The 13,297-nt window shown below is 59.5% G+C and carries 14 protein-coding genes; 9 read left to right on the top strand and 5 right to left on the bottom strand.

Annotated features, from left to right (window positions below; translation table 11 throughout):
- Positions 1–27 precede the first annotated feature (27 nt).
- The gene (locus tag BAR1_RS11750; RefSeq protein WP_118943189.1) at positions 28–924 is read right to left on the bottom strand and encodes a GlxA family transcriptional regulator; all 897 of its coding nucleotides are present in this window, start codon (positions 922–924) and stop codon (positions 28–30) included.
- Between the two features lie 84 nt (positions 925–1,008).
- Between BAR1_RS11750 and BAR1_RS11745 the strand changes: the two genes are divergently transcribed.
- From BAR1_RS11745 to BAR1_RS11730, 4 genes are all read left to right on the top strand, one after another.
- Complete coding sequence (locus BAR1_RS11745; protein ID WP_228408546.1) at positions 1,009–1,578, top strand: cysteine hydrolase family protein; 570 nt, start codon at positions 1,009–1,011, stop codon at positions 1,576–1,578.
- Positions 1,579–1,624: 46 nt separating this feature from the next.
- Positions 1,625–2,377 (top strand): alpha/beta fold hydrolase, encoded by a 753-nt coding sequence (locus BAR1_RS11740; RefSeq protein WP_118943187.1) that lies wholly within the window; start codon positions 1,625–1,627, stop codon positions 2,375–2,377.
- A gap of 93 nt (positions 2,378–2,470) precedes the next feature.
- Positions 2,471–3,181 carry an alpha/beta fold hydrolase gene (locus BAR1_RS11735; protein ID WP_118943186.1) on the top strand — a complete coding sequence of 237 codons (711 nt, stop codon included), beginning with the start codon at positions 2,471–2,473 and terminating at the stop codon, positions 3,179–3,181.
- 50 nt (positions 3,182–3,231) lie between these two features.
- A complete protein-coding gene (locus tag BAR1_RS11730; RefSeq protein ID WP_118943185.1) occupies positions 3,232–4,200 on the top strand; it encodes a LysR family transcriptional regulator in 969 nt (322 codons plus the stop codon).
- On the opposite strand, the gene nagA is transcribed toward BAR1_RS11730, so the two are convergent.
- The 4 genes from nagA to BAR1_RS11710 are packed head-to-tail and all read right to left on the bottom strand — an operon-like array spanning position 4,184 to position 8,023.
- The gene (gene nagA, locus BAR1_RS11725; RefSeq protein WP_118943184.1) at positions 4,184–5,350 is read right to left on the bottom strand and encodes an N-acetylglucosamine-6-phosphate deacetylase; all 1,167 of its coding nucleotides are present in this window, start codon (positions 5,348–5,350) and stop codon (positions 4,184–4,186) included. The genes BAR1_RS11730 and nagA overlap by 17 nt on opposite strands.
- On the bottom strand, positions 5,347–6,378 hold the full coding sequence (locus BAR1_RS11720; RefSeq protein WP_118943183.1) for an SIS domain-containing protein: 1,032 nt from the start codon (positions 6,376–6,378) through the stop codon (positions 5,347–5,349). Before BAR1_RS11720 ends, nagA begins: the two co-directional genes overlap by 4 nt.
- On the bottom strand, positions 6,378–7,145 hold the full coding sequence (locus BAR1_RS11715) for a GntR family transcriptional regulator (RefSeq protein ID WP_118943182.1): 768 nt from the start codon (positions 7,143–7,145) through the stop codon (positions 6,378–6,380). Before BAR1_RS11715 ends, BAR1_RS11720 begins: the two co-directional genes overlap by 1 nt.
- Positions 7,142–8,023: a BadF/BadG/BcrA/BcrD ATPase family protein gene (locus BAR1_RS11710; RefSeq protein WP_162891770.1), complete on the bottom strand. Its 882-nt coding sequence runs from the start codon at positions 8,021–8,023 to the stop codon at positions 7,142–7,144. Before BAR1_RS11710 ends, BAR1_RS11715 begins: the two co-directional genes overlap by 4 nt.
- 160 nt (positions 8,024–8,183) lie before the next feature.
- Here BAR1_RS11710 and BAR1_RS11705 point away from each other — a divergent pair, with 160 nt between their 5' ends.
- From BAR1_RS11705 to BAR1_RS11685, 5 genes are all read left to right on the top strand, one after another.
- Positions 8,184–9,080 (top strand): N-acetylmuramic acid 6-phosphate etherase, encoded by an 897-nt coding sequence (locus BAR1_RS11705; protein ID WP_118943180.1) that lies wholly within the window; start codon positions 8,184–8,186, stop codon positions 9,078–9,080.
- A gap of 35 nt (positions 9,081–9,115) precedes the next feature.
- A complete protein-coding gene (locus BAR1_RS11700) occupies positions 9,116–10,372 on the top strand; it encodes an ABC transporter substrate-binding protein (protein ID WP_118943179.1) in 1,257 nt (418 codons plus the stop codon).
- Positions 10,373–10,436: 64 nt separating this feature from the next.
- The gene (locus tag BAR1_RS11695) at positions 10,437–11,363 is read left to right on the top strand and encodes a carbohydrate ABC transporter permease (protein ID WP_118943178.1); all 927 of its coding nucleotides are present in this window, start codon (positions 10,437–10,439) and stop codon (positions 11,361–11,363) included.
- 13 nt (positions 11,364–11,376) lie between these two features.
- Positions 11,377–12,216 carry a carbohydrate ABC transporter permease gene (locus BAR1_RS11690; protein WP_118943177.1) on the top strand — a complete coding sequence of 280 codons (840 nt, stop codon included), beginning with the start codon at positions 11,377–11,379 and terminating at the stop codon, positions 12,214–12,216.
- A 40-nt stretch (positions 12,217–12,256) separates the two neighbouring features.
- Positions 12,257–13,255 (top strand): ABC transporter ATP-binding protein, encoded by a 999-nt coding sequence (locus tag BAR1_RS11685; RefSeq protein ID WP_118943176.1) that lies wholly within the window; start codon positions 12,257–12,259, stop codon positions 13,253–13,255.
- Positions 13,256–13,297 lie beyond the last annotated feature (42 nt).

Here is a 13,297-nt window from a genome sequence, read left to right as displayed (position 1 = left end):
GCGCGGATATTTGGGAACGGTAAGGGATCAGCGTTTCAGGCGTTGGCGATACTGGGACGGGGACAGGCCGGTGTGGCGTTTGAACAGTTTGCGAAAGGCATTGGCGTTTTCATAGCCGACGGAATAGGCGATCTGGTCGATCGGGGCGGGGGTGCTTTCAAGGGCGCGCTGTGCGGACTGGATGCGCAGGTGCTGCACATAGGTCAGCGGCGTTAAGCCGGTGGCGCGCTCAAAACGGCGCAGGAAGGTGCGTTCGGTCAGCGCGACGGTTCTGGCCAGTTCGGCAATGCGGATCGGGGCGGCGAAGGTGCGTTCGATCAGGGATTGGGCCTGTTCGATCTGGTGGTCGCCGTGGTTCATTGGCGGGTTGAAGGCGCGGTAGGGACGCTGGTCGCGTCGGCCCGTGTCGGTGACAAAGTGACGCCCGACCTCGCGCATGATCGCGGGGCCTGAGAAATGCGCGATCAGTTCCAGCGCAAGGTCGATCCATGACAGCAACCCGCCAGCCGTAATGATCCGCCCGTCGCGGATCAGAATTTCGCCGGTGTCGACTTTGGCTTTGGGAAATCGCGATTGCAGGTCATGTTCCAGCACCCAGTGGGTGGTGACTTCGCGCCCGTCCAGCAGGCCCGCCGCGCCAAGGTAGAAGGCACCGGCACAGGTGGAAGCGATCAGGCAGGTGTCGGGCAGGGCGCGCAGCCAGTCGATAATGGGCTGCGGCGGGGTCAGGTAGGCGTCATTGCCAAAGGCAGGGGGCAGGATCGCCGCGTCGGGGGTGGCTTTCAGAGTCTGGCCGGTGGTCAGGGTGATGTCCGGCAGACCGTCACGTTGATGCAGTCTTGCTGTATAGATGAACATTTCCTGCAAGCCCGCAACGGCGGCGATTGATGCGCCGGGATAGTCGAGTAGGGCGAGGTTGGGCATGGGTTGTCCTAAATGGCGCGGTTTATGTCAGATTTGACACTAACGGGGAATCATCAGGCAGGGCAAGCATGGGGGCAGGTTGATATGAAAAGGAGCGAAAAGATGCAGGCCTTGTTGATTGTGGATTTGCAGAATGATTACTTTGACGGCGGGAAATTTCCATTGGTCGGGATAGATGCAGCAGCAGAAAAAGCGGCGCGGGTTTTGGCGGCGTTTCGGGTGCAGGGATTGCCGGTGATCCACATCCGCCACGAGATTTTGCGCGAACCGGCGCCGTTTTTCGCCCAGGGCAGCGAGGGGGCCGAAATTAATGAAACGGTTTTGCCCGAAGGGGATGAGCCGGTGGTCACCAAAAATTTCCCCAACAGCTTTCGCGAAACGGACTTACAGGACCGGTTGCAGGCGCTGGGCATAAGCGATCTGGTGATCATCGGCGCGATGAGCCATTTCTGCATTGATGCCACCACACGCGCGGCGGCGGATCTGGGGTATCGCTGCACCGTGGCCCATGATGCCTGTGCCACCCGCGATCTGGAATTTGACGGGGTAGCGGTGCCTGCCGCGCAGGTTCATGCCGGATTTATGGCCGCATTGGCCGCCGGTTATGGCGCGTTATTGCCGACGGATCAGGTGATTGCCCGATTGCAGGGCTAGCGGCTGCGCGCTATGCTCCTTGAGACTGGTAACGGGGGGCATAGAGATGCGCGAGCCAAGCTATCTGGACTGTGGAAACGGGCGGCGGATTGCCTATCACCAAACGGCAGGTAAAACCCCCGGTGTGGTGTTTCTGGGCGGGTTCAAATCCGACATGGAGGGCACCAAGGCGATCTGGCTGCAGGATTGGGCCAAGGCACAGGGGCGGGCGTTTCTGCGGCTGGACTATTCCGGCCACGGGCAATCGTCAGGTGTGTTCGAAGAAGGGTGCATTAGCGAATGGGCCGAGGATGCGCGCGCCGTGATCGAGGCCTGTTGCGAGGGGCCGCAGGTTTTGGTTGGTTCCAGCATGGGAGGTTGGATAAGTGCAATTCTTGCCCGTGAAATACCGCAAAAAATCGCCGGGATTGTTGGAATAGCAGCAGCGCCGGATTTTACCGAGGACAGCATGTGGGGCAATTTCAGCACCGCGCAGCGGGCGGAATTGATTGGCGAGGGGCGGGTGGCGCTGCCCTCGGAGTATGGCGAACCCTATATCATTACCCGAAGGCTGATCGAGGACGGGCGCGAGCATCTGGTGCTGCGCGATCCGCTGGATTTTCCGTTTCCGGTGCGCCTGTTGCAAGGGACTGCGGATGCGGATGTGGACCTGTCGGTGGCGCTGCGCCTGCTGGATCATGCCACGGGTGATGACATTCGTCTGACGTTGGTCAAAGGGGCGGATCACCGGTTTTCAACGCCTGAATGTCTGACCCTGATCGGGGAAAGTGTTGAACAGGTGATTGCGGCGGCGAGCTAGGCAGAAAACCGCGCTTTGGGCTTTGGTTCCCCTATAGGCAAACGCGCGACAATCGCCTATCGTGCCAAAAAACAATAAATCGAGCGAGAGACCATGGCCGAACCCCTGCTTTTGATCCCCGGAATGATGTGTGACGCGCGGATTTATGCGCCGCAACTGACCGAATTTTCGCGTGAACGGCCGGTGCATGTTGCCTGTTTGCAAAAATGTGAATCGATCGAGGAAATGGCGCAGGCCGTGTTGGCGACCGCGCCGGAGCATTTTGCACTTGCAGGCCATTCGATGGGCGGCATGGTGGCGATGGAAGTTGTGCGCCGCGCGCCCGAACGGGTAACGCGGGTGGCTTTGATGAGCACCAATTCACAGGCCGAGCCGCCCTCGATTGCAGCCGAGCGCGAACCGCAGATTGTCGGTGTGATGGCCGGACGTCTGGACGAGGTGATGCAGGATGTGATGCGTCCCGAATATCTGGCCGAAGGGCCGCGGCGGGGCGATATTCTGACGCTGCTGCGCAACATGGCGCTGGCGGTGGGCGAAGGCGAATTTGTGCGCCAGTCACGCGCCTTGCAGCGCCGCCCCGACCAGCAGAAAACCCTGCGCAAGATACGGATGCCGGCGCTGGTGCTGTGCGGGGCCGAAGATACGCTGACCCTGCCGCGCCGCCACGAATTCATGTCGGAACTGATCCCCTATGGCACTTTGCGGCTGATCGAGGGGGCGGGCCATATCCCGACACTGGAAGCCCCCGAGGCCACCAATGCGGCGCTGCATGAATGGCTGGATGCGCCGCTGGTGTTGCGCTGAGGGCGGTCAGCGCCTAGGCTGACAACATTAACAGGGGATAATAACCAATTATGGTTGCCACCACAGGCCGGATAACCCTTTGGGGAATAGAGGTTTTCATCGCCACGGCGGATGAAGGTTCAATCTCGTCGGCGGCACGGCGGCTCGAGGCAAGCCCGTCAGCTGTCAGCCAGCAATTGACCAATCTTGAAACCGCGCTGGGTGCCATATTGCTGAACCGCAATGCCCGTCCGGTGACATTAACCCCCTCGGGCGAGATTTTTCGCAAACGGGCGCAGGTGATCATGGACGAGGCCTTGCAGGCGCAGGCCGAACTTTTGATGCCGGATATGTCGGCCCTGACGCGGTTCAGGCTGGGGATGATCGAGGATTTTGACGCCGACGTTACTCCGCGTTTGTTGTCGGATATGGCGGTGGAATTGCAGGGCTGCCAGTTTTTGCTGGAAACCGGCGCCAGCCACAGATTGTTCGATCTGCTGGACAGTCGTGCGCTGGATGTGGTGGTGGCGGCGGATATGGGGGCCACGGCGGACGGGATGGAGGTGCACCCCCTGCTGGTGGAGCCGTTTGTCGCCGCGGTGCCCAAGGGGATGATCGACATGGGCGGGGATGTGCTGGCGCAGTTGAAATCGCTGCCCCTGATCCAGTATACACAGCGCCACCACATGGGCCGCCAGATCGCGGCGCATCTGGTGCGGCAGAACCTGAAACTGGCCCAGCGGTTCGAGTTGGACAGCTATCACGCGATCATGGCGATGGTGGCGGCGCAGGCGGGCTGGACCATCCTGACGCCGCTGGGATATTTGCGCGCGCGGCGGTTCCATGATGCGGTGGAAATGATCGAACTGCCGTTTGATCCGCTGACCCGCAGCATATCGCTGACCGCGCGTCGGGACGTGTTGCAGGACATGCCGCAGGACGTGGCGGCACGGCTGCGTTTGCTGTTGCAGGAAATGATTGTCGATCCGGCAATCAAGGCATTGCCGTGGATCGCGCGTGACCTTAAGGTTTTGAAATAACGTCGGAAACCGGTGCGCCGTTTTGCCAGACAGCGGTCAGATACAGATCATCGTCCAGATGGACGAAATCGGCCGCCCCATCCGCAACCAGTTGACCGACATGCACGTTATGCAACATCTTTGCAGGTCTCGAAGTGGCCATTTTCAGGGCCTCGTCCTGTGATAATCCAACCTCGGTTGTGATAAACCTCAAGGCCTTCGGTATATTGAGATCAGCGCCGGCCAAGGTGCCGTCCTCCAGCGTCAACCGCCCGTCGCGCCGGTATATCGTGCGACCGTCCAAAGTGAATTCGGTGATGTCCGAGCCAACGGTGGACATGGCATCTGTCACCAGAAACACCGCCGCCGGTCCCTGTTTTGCAGCTAAAGCGGTGCGGATACTGGCGGCGCAAACATGGATGCCGTCGGCAATCAGACCGGCGTGCAATGTGGGGGTGTCCAGCGCGGCACCGACAAGGCCGGGTTCGCGGCCGGTGAACTGGCTCATCGCGTTGAACAAATGGGTGGCGCAGGTGGCCCCGTGGGCGGCGGCGGTTTTGCAATTGTCATAGGGTGCATCTGTATGGCCAAGCGAGATGAGCACACCTGCATCCGTCAGGGTTTTAATCTGCTCGGGTGTCACATTTTCAGGCGCCACCGTCACCAGCAATATCGGCAGGCGTTTCACAGCATCCAGCAGCAGAGCCATGTCTGCCGGCTCCATCTTGCGGATCAGGGCGGGGTTGTGCGCGCCTTTGCGGGCAACGGACAGATGCGGGCCTTCGATGTGCAATCCGATAATCCCGGGGACATGGGCGGCAATCGCCTGCTCCACGGCGTCAATCGCGGCGCGGACATGTTCGGGCGTGTCGGTGATCAGGGTGGGCAAAAGGGATGTGGTGCCGCAACGGGCATGGGCCTGTGCGATGGTGCGCAGGGTACCGACCCATTGGGCATCATTGAACAACACCCCGCCGCCGCCGTTCACTTGCAGATCGACAAACCCGGGGGCGATGGTGCCGCCGGGCATCGGGTGGATATCGGCATTTGCCGGAATGTCCCCTTCCAGAACAATACCGCCAATGCGATCACCATCTACCAAAAGGGCGGAATTCCTGTGGCGGATATGGCCGTCGAAAATATCGGCACCGGTATAGGCGGTCAGGGTCATCGGGTTTGCGTCACTTTTTTCAAATGGCGCGGGGTGTCGGGATTGATCCCGCGCGCGGTGGCAAGGCGTTCCACCATCGCATAAAACGAGGTGATCAGCGAAATCGGGTCGGTCAGCGGATGGTCCGTGCGGATATGCTCCAGCCGCTCGGCGGTTTTGCATTTGTCCGAGGTCACGAACACCTTTGCCCCCTTGGCGGCGATGGCATCGGCGACTTCAACCAAAGCATCTTCGGCGGCATCCGCAGCGGTCAGGCCCAGCACGGGGAAATCCGCGCCAACGATGGAAACGGGGCCATGCAGCACCTCGGCCGAGGAATAGGATTCGGCGTGGATCTGGCAGGTTTCCTTGAATTTCAGCGCCGCTTCGTTCGACATGGCCCAAGACGGCCCGCGCCCAAGGGTAAAGATCGAGGAATGACCATCCAAGGCATCGCGCAGGTTGGGCCAATGGGTTTGACAGGCCTGCGCCAGTTGGTCGGGCAGGGTATGGATGGCGGCCATCAGTTCGACATCCCCCTTCCAGCGGGCCAACAATAACAGGGCGGCAACGGCGGAATTGACGAAAGTTTTCGTCGCTGCCACGCTTAATTCCGGTCCGGCGTGGATGTCGATGGTGTGCTGGCTGGCCTCGGCCAAAGGCGACACAGGGTCATTGGTGATCGCCAGTGTCAGCGCCCCCTGATCCGTGGCCGATTGGGCCATGGCGACGATATCGGGGCTTTTGCCCGATTGCGAGATCGAGATGCAGGCCGCCTGTTTCAGTTTCAGCGGCGTGTCATAGATCGAGGCGATGGACGGCCCTAACGAGGCCACCGGCACCCCCAACAGCAATTCGCTGGCGTATTTCAGATAGGTTGCCACATGGTCGGACGAACCGCGCGCGACCGTGGCCAGAAAGGCGGGGCTGGATTGGCGCAGGGTGTCTGCGGCGGCGTCAATCGTCCCCAGATCGCGGGTCAGCAGGCGGTCCACCGCATCGGGAATTTCCAGCACCTCGCGGCGCATATTGCTCATGGGTTCTTGCATCAGGTGCCCTTGCTGTTTGACAGGCGCAGTTCGGCTACGAAATCATAGGCATCGCTGCGATAAATGGATCGGGTAAATTCGACAACGCGCCCTTCGGGCAGATACGAGGTGCGCTCGATCTTCAATCCGGCGGTGTGGGGTTCGACATCCAGAAGATCGGCGTCGCGGTCATCCAGATTGATCGCGGTGATCTTCTGGATCGCGCGCACGGGGCGGTGGCCGCTGGCATCCAGCGCGGCGTAAAGGGACTCCTGCACCAGCGTCGGATTGGGCAACACATCGACCGGCAATGACGCGCGCTCGATCGCCATCGGCCGTTCATTGGCCATGCGCAGGCGGGCAAGGCGGGAAACGGAATCGCCCGCACTCAGCCCCAGTGCGACCACCTCTTGGGGCGAGGGCAGGAACAGCCCGCGTTCCAGCCACAGGGCTTTGGTTTCCATCCCGCGGCGCGACATGTCTTCGGTAAAGGATGTCAGTTGCGACAGTGATTGCTCCACCCGCGGCGGGCGCGAGGCGACGAAAGATCCCGAGCCGTGCCGCTGCACCACCGCGCCATCATCGGCCAACGCCTGAATGGCCTTGCGCACGGTGACGCGCGAAAGGTCGGCCAGTGCCGCGATTTCGCGTTCCGAGGGCAGGGGGGTTCCGGGTTGCAGCAAGCCACTGTCGATCGCCTGATCCAGACGGCGGCGCAATTGCAGGTATCGCGGGCCGGAGGCAGGGGCCAGCCAGTTTTCCGGCTTCAGGAATTCCTCCATCTTCATGGCGCATCCCCCATCCGCGATGCCAGCAACAAGGCGCCATCAAGGGCGCTGCCCTTGGGCATCATCACCTGTCTGGCAAAGGAGGCCTGCAGGAAATTTGTATAATGCGGCCCCAGACCACCGGTCAGGCACAGGGGTTCGTCCGGTCTGTAACCCAGCGTGTTCAGCGCCTTGACGATGTAATCCGCCCCGTCGCGCATCATGGCGGTGGCGGTCGGGTCGCCCTTGTTGGCGGCGTCTACCACCAGCGGGGCCAGTTTGCCGAATTCTGCCGGTGTGGCCGCGTTGCCGAATTCGTAAATCGCATGGGGGTCATCATCATAGCGCGCCAGGGTTTCCCGGGTCAGATCGCTGTGGGGTTCGATCCCTTCGGCGCACAGGATCACCCGTTCCAGCAGATTACGGCCCAGCCACGCACCCGAAGCCTGATCGCCCAGCCGGAACCCCCAACCGCCCAGATAGCCGGTTTTGCCCCCCTTGCTGCGGGCGACAAAGGAACCGGTGCCGATGGCGGCAACGGCCCCGTCCCCGCCAGCCAATGCGCCGGTGACGGTGGTTGCGCGATCCTCGACCACTCTGGCCTGTGCGAAGGGCAGGATTTCGGCGATGAATTCGGCGTCGGTGTCATTGCGGATGCCCGCAAGGCCGACATAGGCACGGGCAGAGTTTATGGCTGTCTGCTCCAGCCCAGCGTCAAGGCGGGCGGCATCAATTGCGGCCAGAATATTGTCGCGGGCCTGTTGCGGGGTGTAGGTCGGATTGGCGGGGCCACCCTTGGCCGTTCCAATGATATTGCGATCCGCATCGGCAATCGCCACACGGCACCCCGTGCCGCCGCCATCGATTCCCACAAGAATGGTGCTGTTTTGGTCAGACATGATAATACCTTTATAATACCTCTTGCGAAATTGAAAGGCTGGAAAATATGCCATTTACAGGAATTATTTGAAAAACATCGGGATTTAGCGCTAAAACAATGGGGATAGACAAAAGGTATTAAAAAGGTATTCTTTGGAAAAGAGTCCTTGGGGGAATCATATGGCGCTGCCGCAAACCGAAGCTGTTGCAACAGAGTGTTCCGGTATTGATACCATGCCGGAGGTCGCTGTTCTGGCGCGGGTTCTGGCAGGGCAAAAGGCGGCGGTTGCGGCGGTGGAATCCGCGATGGTTCCGATTGCTGATGCGGCGGATATGATGGCCGATGCGATGCGCAATGGCGGGCGGCTGATCTATGCTGCCGCCGGCTCCTCGGCGCTGATGGCAATTGCCGACGGTTTGGAACTGGGTGGAACATTCGGCATCGCGCCGGACCGGATCCGCCTGTTGATGGCGGGCGGTTTGCCGGTGGATGCCGCAATGCCCGGTCACACCGAAGACAACGTTTCCGAGGCCGAACAGGCGGCAAAACACATCCGGCACGGTGATGTGGTGATCGCGGTGACGGCCAGCGGCAGCACACCATACCCCTGCACCATTTCCGATCTGGCCAAAAAGGCGGGCGCGCGCACCATCGGTATTGCCAATAACGCAGAGGCACCGCTGTTTGCCACATCGGATATTGCCATCCACCTGCCCACCCCGCCCGAGGTGATCGGCGGGTCAACCCGACTGGGCGCTGCCACGGCGCAAAAGGCGGCGTTGAACATGATGTCCACCCTGATGGGGATCAAACTGGGCCATGTGCATGACGGCATGATGGTGAACCTGCTGGCCGACAATGCCAAGCTGCGCAAACGTGCGGCGGGGATGGTTGCGACCATCGCCGGTGTGGATGTTGCGCGTGCCCAGGCCTGTTTGCAAGCCAGCGGCGGGGTGGTGAAAACGGCCGTGCTGTTGGCGGTTGGCGTGGAGGGGGCAGAGAATGCCGAGGCCATGCTGGACACCGCACAGGGCAACCTGCGGGCGGCCCTGACGGCCCACGGATTTTACGAATAACGACGCGAAATACTATTAACCAAGGGAGAAAAAATATGAAACTGAAACTAGGTATGGCGCTGATGGCGACCACTATTCTTGGCTCGGCATTTGCCGCCACAGCCGAGGATGTGACCATCACGATCGAAAGCTGGCGTTCCGAAGACCTGTCGATCTGGCAGGACAAGATCATTCCGGCGTTCGAGGCCACCCACCCCGGCATCAAGGTGAAATTCACCCCCACCGCCCCGGCCGAATACAACGCCGCGCTGAATAGTAAACTGGAAGGCGGTCTTGCCGGTGACATGATCACCTGCCGCCCGTTTGACCAGTCCCTGCTGATCTTTGAAAAAGGCCAGCTGGCCGACCTGACCGATCTGGAGGCGATGAAAAACTTTGCCGCTGTGGCCAAATCGGCCTGGAGCACGGATGACGGCTCGCAAACCTTCTGTGTGCCGATGGCCTCGGTGATCCACGGGTTCATCTATAACAAGGACGCCTTCAAGGAACTGGGGCTGGAAGTGCCGCAAACCGAAGATGAATTCTTTGCCGTGCTGGACAAGATCAAGGCAGACGGCACCTATATCCCGATGGCCATGGGCACCCATGACGAATGGGAAGCCAACACCATGGGCTATTACAACATCGGTTCCAACTACTGGAAAGGCGAAGAGGGCCGTCTGGCCATCATCAACGGCACGCAAAAGCTGACCGACAAACCCTGGGTCGACGCGTTCAAATCGCTGGCCAAATGGGGGGCCTATCTGGGCGACGGTTACGAGGCCCAGACATATCCCGACAGCCAGAACCTGTTCACCCTTGGCCGCGCGGCGATCTATCCTGCCGGGTCCTGGGAAATCAGCGGCTTTAACACGCAGGCCGATTTCGAAATGGGCGCCTTCAAGCCGCCAGTGCCGGTCGCGGGCAATGACTGCTATATCTCGGATCACACCGACATCGGCATGGGCATGAACGCCGCCTCCAAACATCCGGAAGAAACCAAAGCCTTCCTGAACTGGGTCGGTTCGCCCGAATTTGCATCGCTCTATTCCAATGCGTTGCCGGGTTTCTTTTCGCTGTCAAACGAGCCGGTCACATTGGAAGACCCGCTGGCACAGGAATTTGTAAGCTGGCGCAAGGATTGTCATTCGACCATCCGCCCGACCTACCAGATCCTGTCGCGCGGCACGCCTAATCTGGAAACGGAAATGGGTAATGCTTCGGCCAATGTGATCAAAGGCACCGAAACACCCGAGGCCGCCGCAGAACGTCTGCAAAAAGGTCTGGCCAGCTGGTATGCACCACAGCAATAAGCCGGTGTAAATGACCAAGGCTCCGGCCGGCGCAGATCGGCCGGAGCATCCACAGGGGAACATCATGCAAGACGTAAAAACCAAGCCGCGTTTCAAGTGGCATATCGTTGTATTTCTGGCACCCGCCGTGCTGATCTACACCACCATCATGATCATCCCCATTTTCAACACTCTGGGCATGTCGTTCTTTACCGATGTGGACAACCGGCAGGTTTTTGTCGGCTGGCAGAATTTCAACACCCTGTTCGGGGATGAACGCTGGGCTTGGCATTTCTGGAACGCGTTAAAGAATAATACTTGGTTTTTCATGATCCATATGCTGGTGCAAAATCCGGTCGGCATTTTGTTGGCGGCGATCCTGTCCTCGCCCAAATTGCGCTTTGCGGCGGCTTATCGCACGGTGGTGATTATTCCGGCAATCCTGTCCTTTGTGATTGTCGGTTTCGCCTGGAAACTAATCCTGTCGCCGCTTTGGGGCATCGCACCTTGGCTGCTGGACAGTGTCGGGTTGAAATCGCTTTTCGCCCCGTGGCTCGGCCTTGAGGAATACGCCCTGACCACCCTGTCGCTGATTTCCGTCTGGCAGTTTATCGGCATCCCGATGCTGCTGATTTACGCTGCTCTGCTGTCGACCCCCGAAGAGGTGCTGGAAGCCGGTGAATGTGACGGGCTGACAGGGTTTTCCGCCTTCTGGAAAATCAAACTGCCGCTGATTTTGCCCAGCATCGGCATCATTTCAATCCTGACATTCGTTGGCAATTTCAATGCGTTCGACCTGATCTATGCCGCGCAGGGGGCGCTGGCAGGGCCGCATTATGCCACCGATATTCTGGGCACCTTTATGTATCGCACCTTCTTTGGCAACCAGTTGCAATTGGGCGATATCAACATGGGCGCGACCATCGCCAGCGCTATGTTCGCCATCATTCTGGTCGGGGTTTGCCTGTACCTGTTCGCCATCCAGCGCCGCCTGCGCCGGTATCAGTTCTAGGGGGGGCGGAAAGATGAACAAAGCACGCCGCAATATCTGGCATTCCATCGCCGCCCACGGGATTTTGCTAAGCTACACCGTGTTGGCCCTGTTTCCGGTATTCGTGATCCTGATCAACAGTTTCAAAACCCGCAAGGCCATCTTTCGCAACCCGCTACAACTGCCAGGTCCCGATACGTTTTCGACCATCGGCTATGACACTGTGCTGAAACAGGGGGATTTCTTTCTCTATTTCCAGAATTCGCTGATCGTTACTGTGGTGTCGCTGTTCTTTGTATTGCTGTTCGGGGCAATGGCCGCCTTTGCACTGGCGGAATACCGGTTCAAGGGGAATGCGTTGCTGGGGCTTTTTCTGGCGCTGGGCATCATGATCCCGATCCGCATCGGTACCGTCGCCATCCTGAAAATGATGGTGGCCAGCGGGCTGGTGAATACGCTGACGGCGCTGATCCTTGTCTATACCGCACAAGGGCTGCCACTGGCGGTGTTCATCCTGACCGAATTCATGAAACAGGTGTCCGAGGATCTGAAAAACGCAGGCCGGATTGACGGGCTTAGCGAATACGCGATCTTTTTTAGGCTGGTGTTGCCGCTGGTGCGCCCCGCCATGGCAACCGTGGCGGTGTTCAACATGATCCCGATCTGGAACGATCTGTGGTTCCCGCTGATCCTTGCCCCAAGCGAGGCCACCAAAACCCTGACACTGGGCAGTCAGGTGTTTATCGGCCAGTTCGTCACCAACTGGAACGCTGTGCTGGCGGCGCTGTCGATGGCGATCATTCCGGTGCTGGTGCTTTATGTGATTTTCTCGCGGCAACTGATCCGTGGCATTACCTCGGGGGCGGTAAAATGAGTAACACCACCCGTGAATGTGATTTGATGAAGGATACGAAATGAGCGCTTTGAAACTGGAAAAAGTCTGCAAATCCTTTGGCCCGGTCAAAGTGCTGCACGACATTGACCTGACCGTCGAGGATGGTGAATTCGTGGTGTTTGTCGGTCCCTCTGGCTGTGGCAAATCCACCCTGTTGCGGGTGATTGCAGGGCTTGAGGATGCGACATCGGGCAGCGTGGAAATTGTGGGCCGCGATGTCACCACCACCCCGCCATCCAAACGCGGGATCGCAATGGTGTTCCAGTCCTACGCGCTCTATCCCCACTTGACGGTGCGCGGCAATATGGAACTTGGACTGAAACAGGCAAAGATGGCCAAAGCCGAAATTGCCGAGCGTGTGACCGAGGCCAGCCGCATGTTGTCACTGGACGACTATCTGGATCGCCGCCCGGCCGAACTGTCCGGCGGGCAACGCCAGCGGGTCGCGATTGGCCGCGCCATCACCCGCGAGCCGGACCTGTTTTTGTTTGACGAACCCCTGTCCAATCTGGACGCCGCCCTGCGGATGAACACCCGTATCGAAATCGCCAACCTGCACCGCACGATTGACAGCGCCATGGTCTATGTCACCCACGACCAGATCGAGGCAATGACACTGGCCGACCGTATCGTGGTGCTGCGTGACGGGCGGGTGGAACAGGTCGGCAGCCCGATGGATATCTACAACGACCCCGACAATCAGTTTGTGGCCAGTTTTATCGGCTCGCCGGCGATGAATTTCGTCAAAGCCGCTGCCTACGGGTTTGACAAGGGCGCGGTGCTGGGCATCCGGCCTGAATATCTGACGATTGTTGATGGCGGGCGCCTGTCCGGGGTGGTGACACATATTGAACGGCTAGGGGCGGAAACCAACCTGTTGGTGGCCCTCGATACCGACGATGTGCTGACGGTGCGCCTGTTTGGCCAGTATTCCTTCGATGTCGGGCAAAAACTCGGGGTTGATTTTGACGATGCCAACGCGCTGTTCTTTGACGAAAACGGCCAGCGCATCCGCTGACCCTTCTTCTTGCTGCAAATACCTGCGCCGCAGGCAAAAGCG

Origin of the sequence: Profundibacter amoris (assembly GCF_003544895.1) — a bacterium.
Taxonomy (GTDB): domain Bacteria; phylum Pseudomonadota; class Alphaproteobacteria; order Rhodobacterales; family Rhodobacteraceae; genus Profundibacter; species Profundibacter amoris.
The sequence above is the reverse complement of the archived record's forward strand: the minus strand, read 5'-3'. Positions and strand labels throughout refer to the sequence as shown.